Origin of the sequence: Tabrizicola sp. (assembly GCF_022842145.1) — a bacterium.
Lineage (GTDB): Bacteria > Pseudomonadota > Alphaproteobacteria > Rhodobacterales > Rhodobacteraceae > Tabrizicola.
The window spans coordinates 246,856-263,170 of the sequence record NZ_JALHQD010000002.1; the positions used below are offsets into that span (position 1 = coordinate 246,856).

At 68.1% G+C, this 16,315-nt stretch carries 15 protein-coding genes; 9 read left to right on the plus strand and 6 right to left on the minus strand.

Annotated elements, in window-relative coordinates; genetic code table 11:
* Window positions 1–13: 13 nt before the first annotated feature.
* Genes bchE through idi form a run of 6 tightly spaced genes read left to right on the plus strand, consistent with a single transcriptional unit; the run spans window position 14 to window position 6,257 of the window.
* Window positions 14–1,693, plus strand: coding sequence for a magnesium-protoporphyrin IX monomethyl ester anaerobic oxidative cyclase (gene bchE / locus Q0C42_RS06290; protein ID WP_295073578.1), 1,680 nt, complete (start codon window positions 14–16; stop codon window positions 1,691–1,693).
* Complete coding sequence (bchJ, locus tag Q0C42_RS06295; RefSeq protein ID WP_295073581.1) at window positions 1,693–2,265, plus strand: bacteriochlorophyll 4-vinyl reductase; 573 nt, start codon at window positions 1,693–1,695, stop codon at window positions 2,263–2,265. The genes bchE and bchJ overlap by 1 nt, the downstream gene beginning before the upstream one ends.
* A gap of 56 nt (window positions 2,266–2,321) precedes the next feature.
* Entirely contained in the window at window positions 2,322–3,221 is a 900-nt protein-coding gene (gene chlG / locus Q0C42_RS06300; RefSeq protein WP_295073584.1) for a chlorophyll synthase ChlG, read from the plus strand.
* Window positions 3,218–4,504, plus strand: a complete 1,287-nt coding sequence (locus tag Q0C42_RS06305; RefSeq protein WP_295073586.1) for a BCD family MFS transporter — start codon at window positions 3,218–3,220, stop codon at window positions 4,502–4,504. The genes chlG and Q0C42_RS06305 overlap by 4 nt, the downstream gene beginning before the upstream one ends.
* A 2-nt stretch (window positions 4,505–4,506) precedes the next feature.
* On the plus strand, window positions 4,507–5,685 hold the full coding sequence (locus Q0C42_RS06310; protein WP_295073589.1) for a geranylgeranyl diphosphate reductase: 1,179 nt from the start codon (window positions 4,507–4,509) through the stop codon (window positions 5,683–5,685).
* Complete coding sequence (gene idi / locus Q0C42_RS06315; RefSeq protein WP_295073590.1) at window positions 5,685–6,257, plus strand: isopentenyl-diphosphate delta-isomerase; 573 nt, start codon at window positions 5,685–5,687, stop codon at window positions 6,255–6,257. Before Q0C42_RS06310 ends, idi begins: the two co-directional genes overlap by 1 nt.
* Here idi and bchO read toward each other — a convergent pair.
* From bchO to crtA, 4 genes are read right to left on the minus strand one after another with little or no spacing between them, the layout of a single operon-like run.
* Window positions 6,222–7,082 (minus strand): alpha/beta fold hydrolase BchO, encoded by an 861-nt coding sequence (gene bchO, locus Q0C42_RS06320; RefSeq protein WP_295073591.1) that lies wholly within the window; start codon window positions 7,080–7,082, stop codon window positions 6,222–6,224. The genes idi and bchO overlap by 36 nt on opposite strands.
* A 1-nt stretch (window position 7,083) precedes the next feature.
* The gene (locus tag Q0C42_RS06325) at window positions 7,084–8,736 is read right to left on the minus strand and encodes a magnesium chelatase subunit D (RefSeq protein ID WP_295073593.1); all 1,653 of its coding nucleotides are present in this window, start codon (window positions 8,734–8,736) and stop codon (window positions 7,084–7,086) included.
* Window positions 8,736–9,791, minus strand: a complete 1,056-nt coding sequence (gene bchI, locus Q0C42_RS06330) for a magnesium chelatase ATPase subunit I (protein ID WP_295073596.1) — start codon at window positions 9,789–9,791, stop codon at window positions 8,736–8,738. Before bchI ends, Q0C42_RS06325 begins: the two co-directional genes overlap by 1 nt.
* The gene (gene crtA, locus Q0C42_RS06335; protein ID WP_367115722.1) at window positions 9,788–10,552 is read right to left on the minus strand and encodes a spheroidene monooxygenase; all 765 of its coding nucleotides are present in this window, start codon (window positions 10,550–10,552) and stop codon (window positions 9,788–9,790) included. Before crtA ends, bchI begins: the two co-directional genes overlap by 4 nt.
* 133 nt (window positions 10,553–10,685) lie before the next feature.
* Here crtA and Q0C42_RS06340 point away from each other — a divergent pair, with 133 nt between their 5' ends.
* Genes Q0C42_RS06340 through Q0C42_RS06350 form a run of 3 tightly spaced genes read left to right on the plus strand, consistent with a single transcriptional unit; the run spans window position 10,686 to window position 13,791 of the window.
* Window positions 10,686–12,233, plus strand: a complete 1,548-nt coding sequence (locus Q0C42_RS06340) for a phytoene desaturase (protein WP_295074320.1) — start codon at window positions 10,686–10,688, stop codon at window positions 12,231–12,233.
* The gene (gene crtB, locus Q0C42_RS06345) at window positions 12,230–13,240 is read left to right on the plus strand and encodes a 15-cis-phytoene synthase (RefSeq protein ID WP_295073602.1); all 1,011 of its coding nucleotides are present in this window, start codon (window positions 12,230–12,232) and stop codon (window positions 13,238–13,240) included. The genes Q0C42_RS06340 and crtB overlap by 4 nt, the downstream gene beginning before the upstream one ends.
* Before the next feature lie 56 nt (window positions 13,241–13,296).
* Window positions 13,297–13,791 carry a TspO/MBR family protein gene (locus Q0C42_RS06350; protein ID WP_295073605.1) on the plus strand — a complete coding sequence of 165 codons (495 nt, stop codon included), beginning with the start codon at window positions 13,297–13,299 and terminating at the stop codon, window positions 13,789–13,791.
* Here the strand turns inward: Q0C42_RS06350 and crtC are convergent.
* Window positions 13,788–14,651, minus strand: a complete 864-nt coding sequence (crtC, locus tag Q0C42_RS06355; protein ID WP_295074321.1) for a carotenoid 1,2-hydratase — start codon at window positions 14,649–14,651, stop codon at window positions 13,788–13,790. The two genes, Q0C42_RS06350 and crtC, sit on opposite strands and share 4 nt — an antisense overlap.
* Window positions 14,618–16,183 (minus strand): 1-hydroxycarotenoid 3,4-desaturase CrtD, encoded by a 1,566-nt coding sequence (gene crtD, locus Q0C42_RS06360; RefSeq protein WP_295074322.1) that lies wholly within the window; start codon window positions 16,181–16,183, stop codon window positions 14,618–14,620. The genes crtC and crtD overlap by 34 nt, the downstream gene beginning before the upstream one ends.
* Between the last annotated feature and the right edge of the window lie 132 nt (window positions 16,184–16,315).

Consider the following 16,315-nt stretch of genomic DNA (forward strand, 5'->3'; position numbering starts at 1 on the left):
GGAAGGGGTCGTCATGCGCATTGTCTTCATTCATCCGAATTATCATTCCGGCGGTGCCGAGATCGCGGGCAACTGGCCTCCGGCCTGGGTCGCGTACCTTGCGGGCAGCCTGAAGCGGGCCGGTTTCGAGGACATCCATTTCCTGGATGCGATGACCTATCACCTGGGACCGGATGTGCTGCGGGCGAAGCTGGCCGAGTTGCAGCCGGACATCGTGGGGGTGACCTCGATCACGCCGTCGATCTACGAAGCCGAGGAGGTCTTGCGGATTGCGCAGGAGGTGGTGCCCGGGGCTTTGCGGGTGCTAGGCGGGGTGCATGCAACCTTCATGTTCCGGCAGGTCCTGTCCGAGGCGCCCTGGATCGACGTGATCGTCCGGGGCGAGGGCGAGGAGATCATGGTCGCCTTGGCCGAGGCTGTGCGCGATGGTCGCTGGCCTGCAGATCAGCGCAAGATCAAGGGCTTGGCCTTTGCCGTCGATGGCGAGATCGTGGCGACGCAGGCCGCGTCCACGGTCAAGGACCTGGACGGCATCGACCCGGACTGGTCGATCCTGGACTGGGACAGCTACATCTACATCCCCTTGGGCGTGAAGGTCGCGATCCCGAACATGGCGCGGGGCTGTCCGTTCACCTGTTCATTCTGCTCGCAATGGAAGTTCTGGCGCGATTACCGGGTGCGCGACCCCAAGAAGGTTGCGGACGAGATCGAGCGGCTGGTGACGGATCACGGGGTAGGGTTCTTCATCCTGGCGGACGAGGAACCGACCATCAACAAGAAGAAGTTCGTGGAATTCTGTCAGGAGTTGATCGACCGGGGCCTGAACAAGCGGGTGAAGTGGGGGATCAATACCCGGGTCACCGACATCATGCGGGACCGGGACCTTTTGAAGTTCTACCGCGAGGCGGGGCTGGTGCATGTGTCGCTGGGGACGGAAGCGGCCGCGCAGTTGAAGCTGGACCTTTTCAACAAGGAGACCAAGGTCGAGGAGAACAAGGAGGCGATCCGCCTTCTGCGCGAGGCAGACATCTTCACCGAGGCCCAGTTCATCGTGGGCCTGGACAACGAGACGCCCGAGACGCTGGAAGAGACCTACCGGATGGCCTGGGACTGGCAGCCGGATCTCGCGAACTGGTCGATGTACACGCCCTGGCCGTTCACGCCGCTGTTCCAGGAAATCCGGGATCAGGTGGAGGTGTTCGACTATTCGAAATACAATTTCGTCACGCCGATCATGAAGCCCGCCGCGATGACGCGGGGGGCATTGCTGGAGGGCGTGTTGAAGAATTACCGCCGCTTCTACATGAAGAAGGCGCTTTTCCATTACCTCTGGCGCGGGACGGGGTTCCGGCGGAAATACCTTTTGGGTTGCCTGAAGGCGTTCCTGAAGGCCGGGGTGCAGCGGAGCTTCTATGACCTTGGAAAGCATGGTTATTTCAAGCCAGTGAAGCGGGACAACTTGGACTTCGGCTTTGACGGGACCCGCACCATCGCCGAGGCGCAGATGGCGGATTGGGAGGCTTCGGCGGACAAGGCGGCGCGGGCGGCGGAGCGGCGGGCGGCGGTGAAGGCGCAGATGAAGGAACGCGCGGACGACCGTGCGGCGGACCGCGTCCCCGACCTTGGACCGCCAGATCTTCAGATGCGGGCTTGCGGCGGCGGACGCGAGCAGATGCAGGAGCCGGCCGAGTAATGCAGGCGGGCCGGATCGGGCCGAACGCGATTCTGCAGCTTATCGATGTGCTGGAGCGGCTCGGGGAGGGAGATCTGTGCCGCGCGGTGCTTGTGGAGGCGGGCGTGGCTCGTCCTTCACCCGGTGCCGGGATGTTGCCGGAAGTGGACTGCGCGGCGGTGCATCAGACCTTGCGGCGGTTGACCCCGATGGCGGAGGTCGTGCTGGCGGAAGCCGGGCGCGCGACGGGGGATTACATCCTGGCAAACCGGATTCCCAAGGCTGCGCAAGGTCTGTTGCGGCTGCTGCCAAGGGCTGTGGCGGCGCAGGTCCTGACCAAGGCAATCGCGCGACATTCATGGACCTTTGCGGGAACGGGAGAGTTCCGGGTCGAGAGCGCGCGGCCCCTGGTCCTGTCGGTGGCGCGGAACCCACTGGTGGCGGGGTGGCGGGCGGAGCGGCCGCAGTGCATTTGGCATGTCTCGGTGTTCCAGCGGCTCTATGGGCGGCTGGTCTGGCCTGCGGTGCAGGTCCGCGAGGTCGCCTGCTGTGCCTGCGGCGACCCGGCCTGCCGGTTTGAGGTGTCAGGCTGACGCCTGTGGCAATGTAAGCCTTGCCAGACTCGGATGTGTCAGGTTTAATTGACACCATGAGCGACGCACTCATCCAACCCCCGCAAAGCTGGCCGGAACCCCGTGCCATGCTGACATTGATCAAGCCGATCACCTGGTTCCCACCGGTCTGGGCCTACCTGTGTGGCGCGGTCTCATCTGGCGTGCCTTTGGGCGCGAACTGGACGACGGTGCTGTTGGGGATGGTGCTGGCCGGGCCCATCGTCTGCGGGATGAGCCAGGCGGCGAACGACTGGTGCGACCGGCATGTGGATGCGGTGAATGAGCCGCACCGGCCGATCCCCTCGGGGAAGATCCCGGGGCGCTGGGGCTTGTGGATCGCGCTGGCGATGACGGTGCTTTCTCTGGCGGTGGGCTGGCTTCTGGGACCCTGGGGCTTTGGCGCGACGGTGGTCGGCGTGATCGCGGCCTGGGCCTATTCGGCAGAACCGATCCGGCTGAAGCGGTCGGGCTGGTGGGGGCCGGGGCTGGTGGGACTGTCCTATGAGGGATTGCCCTGGTTCACCGGGGCGGCGGTGCTGCTGGGCAGCGCGCCACGGTTCGAGAATATCGCGATTGCCGGGCTGTACGCCTTTGGCGCGCACGGGATCATGACGCTGAACGATTTCAAGGCGCTGGAGGGTGACCGGCAGCATGGCGTGCGGTCCTTGCCCGTGACCCTGGGGCCTGAAGTGGCCGCAAAGATTGCCTGCACGGTGATGGGCATGGCGCAGTTGCTGGTCGTGGCACTGCTTGTGATCTGGGGCGCGCCCTGGCACGCATTGGCCGTCGCGGCGCTGCTGTTGGCTCAGGTCGCCGCGATGCGGGTGCTGTTCCGTGATCCGAAGGGCAAGGCGCCTTGGTACAACGGGACGGGCGTGGTGCTGTACGTCACCGGCATGATGATTTCCGCCTTTGCGATCCGGGGGATGGTATGACCCTCAGCTGGCTCCAGATCGCGCGACTTGGGTTGGTGCAGCTGTGCCTGGGCGCGGTGGTGGTGCTGACGACCTCGACCCTGAACCGGCTGATGGTGGTGGAGCTGGCGCTGCCCGCGATGCTTTCGGGGGCGCTGGTGGCGCTGCATTCCTTTGTGCAGATCACCCGGCCAAGCTGGGGCTTCATGTCCGACGCGCAGGGCAACCGGACGCGGTTCATCATCGGCGGGATGGCGGTGCTGTCCGCGGGGGCGGCGCTGGCCTCTCTCATGGTGGCGATGGGGATTGCGGGGCAGGGCGTCGGGCTGGCGGTTTCGGTGCTGGCCTATGTGCTGATCGGGATGGGCGCGGGGGCCTCGGGCACCTCGCTGCTGGCGCTGTTGGCAAGCGGTTGCGCGCCAGAGCGGCGGGCGGCGGCGGCGACGATCACCTGGCTGATGATGATCTTCGGGATTGCGGTCAGCAGTGGTGTGATCGGGGCGATGCTGGACCCCTACTCGCCCGCGCGGCTGATGGCGATTGTCGGCGTGGTGACGGTTGGCGCGGTGGTGCTGACGACGCTGGCGATCTGGGGCATCGAGCGGCGGGTGATCCCGGCGCGGTTGCCGGATGAGACTCCGCTGCGGCAGGGGTTGGCCGAGGTTTGGGCGGAAAAGCGGACGCGGGTCTTCACGCTGTTCATCTTCCTGTCGATGACCGCATTCTTCCTGCAGGAACTGATCCTGGAGCCCTATGCGGGGCTGGTCTTCGCCTATTCGCCTGGGGAATCCACCAGCCTGTCGGGCGCGCAGCACGGGGGCATGTTCATCGGCATGCTGGCCGTGGGGATCGCGGTCAGCGGGCTGAAGATCGGCTCCTTGCGGGGCTGGGTGACGACCGGGTGTCTTGGGTCGGCGGTGATGCTGGCGGTGATCGCGACGCTGGGGCAGGTGCAGATCGGGCTTCTGACCCCGGCCGTGGCGGTGCTGGGCGTCTTTACCGGCATGTTTGCCATCGCCTCGATCGGGGCGATGATGCAGTTGGCCGGGCAGGGCCGCGCGGGCCGTGAGGGCACCCGGATGGGCGTCTGGGGCGCGTCGCAGGCGATTGCTCAGGGCCTTGGTGGGTTCGCGGGGGCGGCGCTGGTTGATGCGCTGCGGCTGTCGGGATCAACAGCTGACGCCTTTGGAATGGTCTTCGCGTTTGAAGCGCTTTTGTTTGTCGCTGCCGGGCTGATGGCCTGGCGGATCATCGACGGGGGGCGTCTGCGGGCGCCCGCGCCGCAACTGGTTCCGGGAGAATGAGCATGTATGACGCATTCGTGGTGGGCGGCGGGCCGTCGGGGGCAACGGCGGCGGAGGATCTGGCGCGGGCTGGGTATCGCGTGGCGCTCTTGGACCGGGATGGCAGGATCAAGCCCTGCGGCGGGGCGATCCCGCCGCGGCTGATCAAGGATTTCGACATCCCGGACCATCTGGTGGTGGCCAAGATCAAGACGGCGCGGATGATCTCTCCCACGGGGCGGGCGGTCGATATCCACATCGAGGGCGGCTATGTCGGCATGGTCCAGCGGCTGGATTTCGACGAATTCCTGCGCGACCGTGCGCGGATGGTCGGGGCGGAACGGCTGACCGGGACCTTCCTGCGGGTGGAGCGGGATGCGAAGGGCACGCACGTCGTCTGGCGCGAGAAGGCCTCGGGGCAGGAGCGGCGGTCTGTCTGTCGCGTGGTGATCGGCGCGGATGGGGCGAAATCGGGCGTGGCCCGGGCCGAAGTACCCGGCGGGGACAAGATTCCCTACGTCATCGCCTACCACGAGATCATCAAGGCCCCGGCGGCGAACAGCGGTTATGACCCGGTGCGCTGCGATGTGATCTATGACGGCCAGATTTCGCCTGACTTCTACGGCTGGGTCTTCCCGCATGGGGACACGGCGTCAGTGGGCATGGGCACCGAAGACGGGGCGGTGGACCTTAAAAAGGCGACGGCGGACTTGCGGGCGATGGCCGGGTTGACCGACTGCGAGACGATCCGGCGCGAGGGTGCGCCGATCCCGTTGAAGCCCTTGGACCGTTGGGACAATGGCCGCGACGTAGTGCTGGCCGGGGATGCGGCGGGAGTTGTGGCGCCGTCTTCCGGTGAGGGGATATTCTACGCGATGGCTGGGGGGCGGGCGGCGGCGACGGCGGCGCAGGCCTTCCTGACCTCGGGCAAGGTCGCGGAGCTGAAGCTGGCGCGGAAGCTGTTTCTGAAGGAGCATGGCACCGTCTTCAAGGTCTTGCGGTCGATGCAGAACGCGTATTATCGCAGCGACGACCGGCGCGAGCGGTTCGTGAGCTTGTGTCACGACATCGACGTGCAGCGCCTGACCTTTGAGGCCTACATGAACAAGAAGCTTGTCGCGGCGCGTCCGCTTGCCCATCTGAAGATCGGCGTGAAGAATGTGATGCACCTGATGGGAATAGTCAGTCCAAAATGGTCGTGATGGAAAAGGTAGACCTGCCGATCCCGGCCTGGGATGCCACCGGCGCGCTGGTGCCGGTCGGCAAGCTGGCCGTGCACCGGCAGGGTCTGCGGCACCCGGCGGTGTCGGTCTTTGTCCTGCGCGGGTCCGAGATCCTGATCCAGCAGCGCGCGGCGGGAAAGTATCACACGCCCGGGCTTTGGGCGAACACCTGCTGCACGCATCCGAATTGGGGTGAAGCGGCGGCGGTCTGTGCCGAGCGGCGGTTGGGGCAGGAATTGGGGATCGACGGGCTGGCGCTGCGGCACGTGGGTCAGGTGGAGTATCGGGCCGCCGTCCCGGGCGTGCGCGAGCCGCTGATCGAGCACGAGGTGGTCGAGGTCTTCGTGGGCGAGGCCGGGTGGCCCTTGGACCTGGAACTGGACCCCGACGAAGTGCAGGCCGTGCGCTGGGTGTCGCTGGACGCATTGCGGGCCGAGATTGCGCGGACGCCGGAGGTGTTCACGCCTTGGCTGCGCATTTACCTGGAAAAGCACGCGGCGATGATCTTCGCGGCCTCAAGCCTGGCCGAGGCTGTCCAGAATCAGGGCTGAGATCCCGTCTTCCGTTTCTTCATGAGCCAGATGGCCGAGCTTCGGCAGAAGGTGCAATTTTGCGCCGGGAAGGCGTTTGGCCGCGTCGATGGAGACCTTCGCGGGGACGGCGCGGTCGCCTTCTGACGCGATCAGGGTGACTTTCGTCTTTGTCTCGGGCAGCCGGTTCAGGAGGCCTTGCAGCTTCCAGTCGGCCATCATGCCGAGGGCTCCGGTGATGTGATCGGGGTCGCGGACGAGCCTCAGGTATTGCGCGCGGCCCTCGGGGTCGAGGGGGGAGCCGGTGCCGGTCAGGATACGCTCGACGGTGCCGGGGCGACCGAAGAAGGCGGTGATGGCCGAGGAGGCGAAGGGCAGCGTGGCAAGGCCCTTGGCGATGATGGGAAAAAGGAAGGCGGCGGCGCCGTCGAATTCCCCCAGGGCGGCGTTTAGGCCGATGACCTGCGGCACGGGGCGAAGTTCGGCCATGCGCAGGCCGACGGCGGCCCCGGCGGAGTGGCCGATGATGGCCTGGGGCTGGATGTGCAGGGTGTCGCACAGGGTCCAGAGGTCCTGCGCCATTGCGTCGAGGCCAAGGCGACCCGCGAAGCCCTTGGCCGAGCAGCCGTGGCCGGGGAGGTCGGGGGTAATGACCCGGTAGGTTTCGCTGAGGCCCGGGATGGTGCGGCGGAAGCTGTGGTTGGACGCTCCGGTGCCGTGGAGGAGGAGGAGCGCGGGGGCGTCCTTTGGCCCGGTGTCGGCGACCCAGAAACGGTGGCGGCCTGTGGAGATCAGGCTCGATTGGGCCTTGAAGGGCCAGTCCGGGGGCAGGGCGGTGGGGGTCATGTCAGGCCAGGGTTGCTGCAATCGCCCGGGCATCGGCCCGAGGAAGCGGAACATAGCGGCTGTTCATGATCTGCGAAAGCTGGGCGAGCGCCGGTTGCGGACGGTTGGCGACATCCAGCGTGACGGCGGCGATCCCGGCGGCGCGGATGGCCTGGGCGATCTGTTCGGCGTCGGCTTGGGCCTGGGCGCGGTCGGGCTGGCCGTTCAGGGCGATATTGGCGCGGCCGTCGGTAAGAAGCGCGAGGCTTGGGGTCATCCCTTGGCGGCGGGCGCGCAGGGCTGTGTCGAGGGCGGTGGCGAGGCCCGAGGCGAGGGGGGTGCCGCCGCCGCCGGGCAGACCGCGCAGGCGGGCCTTGGTGGTGGTCAGGCTGCGGGTGGGCGCAAGGATCAACTCGGCCTTTTGCCCGCGCAGGACGACCAGGGCCACGTGGTCGCGGCGGCTGTAGGCCTGGGCGAGCATCAGTTCGACAGCGCCCTTGGCTTCGCCGAGGCGGGCCATCGCCGAGGAGCCGGAGGCGTCGACGATGAAGATCAGGACCCGGTCGGAGACTTCCTTGTAGCGCTTCAGGCGGAAGTCGGAGCGGTGGACGATCAGGGCGCGGTTTTGCGTGTCGGCCTGTTTGCGGAGGACCTGCCAGGGGGCGGCTTGGCGTAGCGTTGCGACGAGGTCGATGCGGGAGCGGCCGTCGGGGCGTCCGGGGCGGGAGGGGAGCGGGCGGCCACGGCGGTTGCCGGCTTTGGAGGAGCCGGTGCCGGAAGCCCCCCGTGCGGCGCGGTTGGCGCGGTCGGCCTGGAGTTTGGCGAGGATGTCTGGCGGGAGGGCGGCTTGCGCGGCCTCGATCAGGAGGTCGGCGAGGGATTGGAGGTCTTGTTCTTCGGGTTGGGAGTCGGGGGTATCGGGCTGGTCGGGGGGTGGCGGCTCGGGCGGCTGGTCGGGTTGGGCCTCGGTCTCTGGCAAGGCGCGGTGGGCGAGGCCGAGTTCGGCGGCTTGGATGAGGTCGTCTTCGGTGACGGTCAGGCGGCCATCCAGTGCCGCGATGGCGCGGGCGGCGCGGCGGGTGGTGAGGAGGGCGCGGGTGGACGAGATGCCAAGGCGGGCGGCGAGGGTGGCCAGGGCCTGGGTCAATTCGTCCGGCATGGCGACGAGGGGATAAAGGGCGCGGGCGCGGCGGAGGGCGGTGAGCGAGATGGGTTTCGGCAGCGGCTTTGTGGCGCGCTCGCCGTCGAGGCTTAGGAACAGGCCGAGGCGGTCGGAGAGGGCGGAGGGGAGGCCCTCGCCATCCTCGGCGGCCTCGTCGAGGGCGATGAGGGTGTGGTGGCCGCGGTCGAGGGCCTGCGCGAGGCGGGCGGTCAGGGCGGCGGGGGCGGACTCGGCCATCGGGAGGAACAGGAGGGCGGGTGTCGCCAGTAGGCCGGGCCGGTGGACGGGGCGGCCTTGGGCGAGGGTGGCCACGGGGTCGGGGCCTCCCAGCAGGGCGAGGTCGTCGATGGAGGTCGAGAGGCGGCGCTGGGGGCGGTCGAAGGGGGTCTGCGCGAGGGCGGTGGTGGCGATGTCGCGGACCGGACCGGCGCGGGACCTTAGCCAGAGGCCGCCAAGGCCGACGGGATCGACCGCAAGGACGCGCAAGCTAAGCTCAAGGCGCGCCCAGGTCATCAGGCCAGCGTTTCGGATATGGCGCGGGCAACGCGGTCTGAGGCTCCGGCTTCGTCCAGCGGATCGCGGCGCAGGCGGTGACCGAGGGACATGGCGGCGATGCGGCGAAGGTGGTCGCGGGTGACTTTCGGCGCGGCCTCGCTGGCGGCAAGGGCACGGGCGGCGCGGAGGAGGGTGAGCTCGCCCCGGACGCCGTCAGAGCCGAGCGCGATGCAGAGGGCGGCGCAGTCTTCCAGGACCGTGCGCAGGGTTTTCACCTTGGGGAGCGCGGCGCGGGCGGAAAGGATGGTGGCGCGCAGGGCGGCCTCGGCCTCGCCGTAGCTGGCGGCGAAGGCGTAGGGGTCGGCCTCATAGGCCTCACGCCGCAGGACGACTTCGACACGGGTGGCGATGTCGCGCGGGGAGCGGACTTCGACCGACAGGCCGAAGCGGTCAAGGAGCTGGGGGCGGAGGTCGCCTTCCTCGGGGTTGCCGGAGCCGACGAGGACGAAGCGGGCGGCGTGGCGGATCGAGAGGCCGTCACGTTCCACCACGTTCTCGCCGGACTGGGCGACGTCGAGGAGGAGGTCGACGATGTGGTCTTCAAGGAGATTCACTTCGTCGATGTAGAGATAGCCCCGGTTGGCGCGGGCGAGGAGGCCGGGTTCGAAGGCCTTGACCCCTTGGGCGATGGCGCGTTCGACGTCGAGGGCGCCGGTCACACGGTCTTCCGACACCCCGAGGGGGAGGTCGACGACGGGGGTGGGTTTTTCCACAATGGTGGGGTCGGTGATCCCGGCCCAGTCGGGGCAGTGTGCGGGGTCGGCGCTGTTCACCGGGCAGGCCCGCACGGCGCGGATCGGCGGCAGGAGGGCGGCAAGGCCCCGGACAGCGGTGGATTTGCCGGTGCCGCGGTCGCCGAAGACAAGGACGCCGCCGATCAGCGGGTCGATGGCGGTGAGGGTCATCGCCAGCCGCATGTCGTCCTGGCCGACGATGGCGGTGAAGGGGAAGGGTGGCTTGGTGCCGGTGGCCGGCTGCGGGCGCGTGGCCTGATTGCGGTGAAGCGCGGTCATGCGGCGTGCCTTTCTGTATCCCAGGCCCCGGCAAGGGGGTCCGCCCCGTTCCACTTTCCTTGGGTGCCAAGAACGTGGAAGCGGGCGTAAAGTTCTTCGGCGAACCAGCCGTTGTCGCGCGCGGCCTGCATGGCGGCGGCGTGGGGGCCCATGTGGCGGGCGAACTCGGCCATGCGGGCTGCGTCGGGCCAGATCGAGAAGGTGATCTGGTGCAGAAGCGGGACCTCGCCGATGCCGATCTTGAAAAGCACGTTCGGGTCCGCACCGATGCGGGCCGAGATGTCGGGCACGCGTTTCCAGAACGCCGGGGCGTGCTGCGGCTTGACCGTGGCACGGGTCAGGGCGGCGATGGGGCCGTGGTGAGCCTGTGGGTCGGTGGTGTCGGTCAGCGGATTGACCCCGGCCCAGCTGCCGCGGGCGGAAAAGGGGGCGAGGAAGACTGTCCAGCTTTCCGCCGCATGGGCGCGCCAGCGGGTGATGACGGGGTGCGCCGCGATGTGCTCGCGCGCGCGGGCCTCGTCCGGCCAGACGGCGAAGATCGCCCAGACCGACCAGTTTGGCCGGGGCGTGAAGCCGACGCCGGTGCCCGAGCCGCAGAGCTTGACGAAGCGCGCCCCGGACCAAAGCCGCCGCGGCCGCGCAAGCGCCATCTGTGCGATCACCCAAAGCCGGCTGGCGGGGGTCGCAAAGCGGAAGAGACTAAGCGTGGCGACGGAAATGAGTCGATCCTCCGGCCCATGACTCGGGGCGTGTGTCAGGATAGGATTACACTTAAAGAAGCTGCTGGGAAGTCAAATCGGCCTGTTTTGCGGCGTCAAAAAGCAAAGTTGTAAATCTAGGTGGACACTATACACTGACTGAATGACACATCCTCCACGGTCCGGGCAGGTCGATATGCTGCCCTCTGCACTGGATGGCCGCGGTAGGGCCGTCGTGATTGGCGCGGGGCTGGGGGGACTTGCCTCGGCCATGCGGCTGGGCGCCAAAGGCTGGCAGGTGACGGTCGTGGACCGGCTGGACCGGCCCGGCGGGCGGGGGTCCTCGATCACGCAAGGCGGGCATCGCTTCGACCTGGGGCCGACCATCGTCACGGTGCCGCAAAGCCTGCGCGCGCTTTGGGCGGACTGTGGACAGGACTTCGACCGGGATGTGCAACTGGTGCCGATGGACCCGTTCTACAAGATCCTGTGGGAAGACGGCTCAAGCTTTACCGCGCGGTCAGGCGATGCGGCGATGGAGGCCGAGGTGGCCCGCCTGTCGCCGGGCGATCTTCCGGGCTTTCGCAAGTTTCTGAAGGATGCCGAGGCGCGCTACTGGTTCGGGTTCGAGGACCTTGGTCGCCGGTCGATGCACAAGCTTCTTGATCTGGTGAAGGTGCTGCCGAAGTTCGCGATGATGCGGGCGGACCGGTCGGTCCATGCCCATGCGGCGCGGCGGGTGAGGGACCCCAGGCTGCGGTTCGCGCTGTCGTTCCATCCCTTGTTCATCGGCGGTGATCCGTTCCACGTGACATCGATGTACGCGCTGGTCAGCCATCTGGAGCGGGCCTTCGGGGTTCACTATGCGATGGGCGGGGTGCAGGCGATTGCCGAGGCGATGAGCCGCGTCGTCAAGGACCAAGGCGGCCGCGTCGTGCAGGACGCCGAGGTGGACGAGATCCTGGTCGCCAAGGGCCGTGCTTCAGGTGTGCGGCTGGCGGACGGGCGGGTGCTGGCCGCCGATGTCGTGGTGTCGAACGCCGATCCGGGGACGACCTACACGCGGCTTTTGCGCAATCAGCCGGTCAAGCGCTGGACCGCGCCGAAGCTGATGCGCTCGCGCTGGTCTATGAGCCTGTTCGTCTGGTATTTCGGGACCAAGGGGACGAAGGGGATGTGGCCCGAGGTCGGGCATCATTCGATCGTCGTGGGTCCCCGCTACCGCGAGCATATCCGCGAGATATTCCAGACCGGCAAGCTGTCCGAGGACGTGAGCCTTTATGTCCACCGGCCTTCGGTCACCGATCCGTCGGTCGCGCCGGACGGGGATGACACGTTCTATGTCCTGTCGCCGGTGCCGCACCTGGGTCACAAGGACCCGGTGGACTGGAAGGCGATGGAGGAGACCTATCGGCAGAAGATGCTGAAAGTGCTGGAGGATCGTCTGCTGCCAGGCCTGACGGGGCGGGTCACGGAAAGTCTGGTCTTCACGCCCGATACCTTCCGCGACCGCTATCTGTCGCCGCACGGGGCGGGGTTCTCGCTGGAGCCGCGCATCCTGCAATCGGCCTGGTTCCGTCCGCACAATGTGTCCGAGGAACTACCTGGCCTGTATCTGGCCGGAGCGGGCACGCATCCGGGTGCCGGGGTGCCTGGTGTGATCGCGACGGCAGAGGTGCTGGCGACATTGGTGCCGGACGCTCCACTGCCCGCCGGGGTTCCGATGCGGATGGCGGCGGAATGATCGGGGCCGAGGATATGGAGGCCTGCCGTGCGATGATCCGCACGGGGAGCCTGTCGTTTCATGCCGCCTCGCGGTTGCTGCCGGCACGGGTGCGCGATCCGGCGCTCGCCTTGTACGCCTTCTGCCGGGTGGCCGACGACGATGTCGACGAAGTGCAGGACAAGGCCCACGCCGTCCTGCGGCTGCGCGAAAGGCTGGACCTGATCTATGCCGGCAGACCCGAGGCGCGGGCGTCGGACCGGGCCTTCGCGGCCGTCGTGCAGGATTTCGACATGCCGCGTGCCTTGCCGGATGCGCTTCTGGAGGGGCTGGCCTGGGATGCGATGGGGCAGCGCTATCGCTCGTTGGCCGAGTTGCATGGCTATAGTGCCCGCGTCGCCTCGTCGGTGGGCGTGATGATGTGCGTGCTGATGCGGGTGCGCGACCCCGATGCGCTGGCGCGGGCGGCGGACCTGGGCCTGGCGATGCAGTTGACGAACATTGCGCGCGACGTGGGCGAGGATGCCCGGGCCGGGCGGTTGTTCCTGCCGCTGGACTGGCTGGAGGAGGCGGGGATCGACGTCGAGGCGTTCCTGGCGGACCCCCGGCCGTCGCCTGCGCTGGCGCGGGTCACGGCGCGGCTTCTGCGGGTGGCGGATGATCTTTACCACCGGGCCGGGGCAGGGGTCTACCGACTGCCCTCGGACTGCCGGGTCGGGATCGCAGCGGCGCGCCACATCTATGCGGCCATCGGCACTCAGGTCGCGCGGGCGGGGCACGACAGCGTGACGCAGCGGGCGCGGACCAGCCGGGGGCAGAAACTTGCGCTGATGGCGCAGGCGGTGCTGGGGGCGGGACTGACCCATGTGATGCCGCGCCCGGCGCTGTTGCACGCGCGTCCGGTGCCTGAGGTTGCCTTCCTGATCGACGCCGCCGGACAAAGGTCAGCCAAGCCGCAACGGTCCGAGACCCTCCTTGCGATCCTGGAGCAGCTGGAAGCCCGCGACAGGCGCGGCGCGGCAGGTTAAGGAACCATGGCGCGAGTGCTGGCGTTTCCCGGCACAATCTTCAACGGATCGGCGTCATGGATATCTGGGTGTTTCTTGTTTTCCTTCTGACCTGCGGACCTTCGGCCGCGACGGGCGCAATGTTTTCGCCCGGCGCCTGGTACGAGAGTCTGGCGAAACCGTCCTGGACTCCGCCGAACTGGCTGTTCCCGGTGGCCTGGACCACGCTGTACATCTGCATCGCGCTGGCCGGTGAGCGGGTGGCGCGGCAGGCCGGGGTGAACCCCGCCGTGGGAATGGCGCTGGCATTGTTTGCCTTGCAGATGGGGCTGAACATCCTGTGGACGCCGGTCTTCTTCGGGCTGAGGCGGCTGCGCGGCGGGATGGTGGTGCTGGCGATGCTGTGGCTGGCCGTGGCCGCGACGCTGGTGGCGTTCTGGCGGGTCGACTGGGTCGCCGGAGCATTGTTCGTGCCGTATCTGACCTGGGTCAGCATCGCCGGGGCGCTGAACTGGTCGGTCATGACGCTGAACCCGGACGCGGCGAAGAACCCGGACGCGGCGCGCGTCTAGGGCCAGTTTGCCCGACGCGGGACGCGGACGGCGAGCATCGGTTTCAAAAGCGGCTGGCGGAAGCGGGTGAGGTCAAGCGCCTCGTGCATTCCGATGGTCTTTTCGCCGTCGATCTGGGTTTCCACCAGCGCGCGGGAATAGAAGGGCGCCTCCAGCAGCGAGAGGTGCGGGCGGGGCTTTATCCCGGGGTCGGCGCGGGTTTCGCGGCGGACGGCCCAAGGGTTGCGCGCAAAGCGGGTACGGGGAGGGGCGGTGGTCTCGACGACCTGGCCGTCCGGGGTGATTTGTACCGCCAGGTCAAAGTGGGTGCCGTCGCGCAATTCGGCGTCGTAGAAGCACAGGGTCCGGTCCTTCAGCGGGTAGCGGCCCCAGGTCCAGAAGGCGAAGTCGGCCTCAAGCGCGCGGGTGCCGAAGTTGGCGTCGAAATAGCCGTGGCCGCGCCAGCTGTGGCCCTGGCTGAGTTGCACCTCGATATCGGCGATGGGCGCGAAGGGGCGCCAGAGATGGGCGCCGTCGGGGGTGAGGAGAACCTCGGTCTGCGTCACCGCGCGCGGGGTCAGGATGACGCGGCCCGTCACGGGCGTGACCATCGGAGGCGCACCCCATTCGTTCACCTCGATCACCAGTTCCTGCCCGGTCCAGGTGACCGAGGAAGGGCCGATCTCCAGCCGGTCGGGCGATTGTTTCAGCGCGGAACGCCCCCGGTCGGTCATGGTGAAGCGGCCGTTCAGGCCCGAGGTCACGACGTTCAGGCAGCAATGGTTCTGCGGCTCACGCCTGCCAGACCATTTGTACCAGGGTGAGAAGACCGACCCGATAAAGGCGATCAGCGAGACGGCTTTCGTTCCGTCGTCGGAGATGCCATCGACATACCACCAGGCATAGCCGTCCGGCCCGACGTCGAGGCTGAAGTCAGGTCGGTCAGCGCCTGTAAGGCGGCCTGCTTGCCGGAGATAAGCGCCATCGGGACCCCCGCCCCCGGATGCACTCCGCCCCCCGCGAGGTAGAGCCCCGGCAGCCCGGTCCGCGCCACCGGACGCTGAAAGGCCGCCAGCGCCCCCTCGGGCGAGGCGCCGTAGATCGAGCCCAGCGAGGCCGGAAAGCGCGCCGCGAGGTCCCTGGGCCGGGTCAAGGCCGAGGGCTCCGGCGGGGGCGAGAAGGTCAGACCCATCTGTGCCAGGGGCGGGAAGGTGCGGTCGTGGCATGTCTGGTCCTCGTCGGTGTGGTCCGGTCGGTTGGCCGGGGCGTTCATGATGATCTGGAAGCGTTCGTCCGTGGGGGTGGTTCCCAACTCGCGGTCCTGGGCATTGACGTAAAGCGTGGGGCTTTGCGGCATGTGGCCCTGGCCGATGGGACCGAATTCGTCCTGCGGGTCGGCGGTGAAGAAGAGGTTGTGCTGGATCAGGTCTTCCGCGCGGGGGCCGGAGAGCGTGGCCGCGAAGGACCAGACCCAGGCGGACAGGCTGGGTTTGCCGGGGGGCTTCAGCGCGGATTGCGCGGCCTCGCCCAGGTGGCCATCGGTCAGGGCGCGGGGATCGCCGTTGAAGACGACGATGTCGGCGGGGTGGTGGCCCTGGTCGGTCTCCACCTGGCTGACACGGCCGGACTGGCGGGTGATGCGGCGGGCGCTGGTGGCGTAGTGGAAGCGGACGCCCAGGGTTTCTGCAGTGCGCGCAAGGGCATGGGCAAGGGCCTGGATGCCATCGGTCACCGCCCAGACGCCTTGCGCTTCGGCCTGCCAGACAAGCGACAGCACGGCGGGGGTATGGGCGGGGCGACCACCGACATAGGTGGCGTAGCGGCCGAAAAGCTGGCGGAGGCGCGGGTCGCGGAAGAACTGTCCGAGCCAGCGGTCGAGAGTCATGCCGGGCAGAAGCGCGGGCCAGAGCCCGGGCTGGCGCAGGGTGGTGCGGGCGATGGCGGGCAGGTCAGGCTTCGGGGCTTGCATCACCGGGGTTTCGAAGGCCCGGTAAAGGGCACCGGCGCGGGCGTCGAACCGGGCGAAACCGTCGGCCTCGCGGTCCCCGGCAAAGGCGCGGATCGCCTCGATGTTCGCCTCGCGGTCGGGGAAAAGGTCCAGCGGGCCGGAGCCGGGCCACCAGTGGCGGGCAAGGCGGGGCAGCCGGGTGATCTGCACCTCGGCTTGCGTTGTGGTGCCGGCGAGGGCGAACAGGGCGTCGACCTCGGCCTTGAGGGTCAGGACGGTGGGGCCCATCGCGGCGGGTCCAGCTTGGGTGGCGCGGGCGCGGGCCTTGCCCCCCGGTGCGTCAGCGGCCTCGACCACGGTGACGCGACATCCCGCGGCTGCCAGCCGGATCGCGGCGGCGAGACCTCCCATCCCTGCACCGATCACCACGGCGCGGGGCTGGCCTGAACTGTGGGTGGACGGCATCCGGTCGCGGGTCCTTGTCAACTTGATATGACAGCAAAGTGTAAATTCAGATTTACACATGGCGGCTGCGATGCCAAACTGAATCAACATCCCGGACGCGAAGGAGTCTCCCAGGTGCCGTTCGCTGACCGC

Excerpts from the sequence above, each read along its gene's own strand:
- bchE (WP_295073578.1), top strand. The coding sequence starts at position 14 with ATGCGCATTGTCTTCATTCATCCGAATTATCATTCCGGCGGTGCCGAG.
- bchJ (WP_295073581.1), top strand. The coding sequence starts at position 1,693 with ATGCAGGCGGGCCGGATCGGGCCGAACGCGATTCTGCAGCTTATCGAT.
- chlG (WP_295073584.1), top strand. The coding sequence starts at position 2,322 with ATGAGCGACGCACTCATCCAACCCCCGCAAAGCTGGCCGGAACCCCGT.
- Q0C42_RS06305 (WP_295073586.1), top strand. The coding sequence starts at position 3,218 with ATGACCCTCAGCTGGCTCCAGATCGCGCGACTTGGGTTGGTGCAGCTG.
- Q0C42_RS06310 (WP_295073589.1), top strand. The coding sequence starts at position 4,507 with ATGTATGACGCATTCGTGGTGGGCGGCGGGCCGTCGGGGGCAACGGCG.
- idi (WP_295073590.1), top strand. The coding sequence starts at position 5,685 with ATGGAAAAGGTAGACCTGCCGATCCCGGCCTGGGATGCCACCGGCGCG.
- bchO (WP_295073591.1), bottom strand. The coding sequence starts at position 7,082 with ATGACCCCCACCGCCCTGCCCCCGGACTGGCCCTTCAAGGCCCAATCG.
- Q0C42_RS06325 (WP_295073593.1), bottom strand. The coding sequence starts at position 8,736 with ATGACCTGGGCGCGCCTTGAGCTTAGCTTGCGCGTCCTTGCGGTCGAT.
- bchI (WP_295073596.1), bottom strand. The coding sequence starts at position 9,791 with ATGACCGCGCTTCACCGCAATCAGGCCACGCGCCCGCAGCCGGCCACC.
- Q0C42_RS06340 (WP_295074320.1), top strand. The coding sequence starts at position 10,686 with ATGCTGCCCTCTGCACTGGATGGCCGCGGTAGGGCCGTCGTGATTGGC.
- crtB (WP_295073602.1), top strand. The coding sequence starts at position 12,230 with ATGATCGGGGCCGAGGATATGGAGGCCTGCCGTGCGATGATCCGCACG.
- Q0C42_RS06350 (WP_295073605.1), top strand. The coding sequence starts at position 13,297 with ATGGATATCTGGGTGTTTCTTGTTTTCCTTCTGACCTGCGGACCTTCG.
- crtD (WP_295074322.1), bottom strand. The coding sequence starts at position 16,183 with ATGCCGTCCACCCACAGTTCAGGCCAGCCCCGCGCCGTGGTGATCGGT.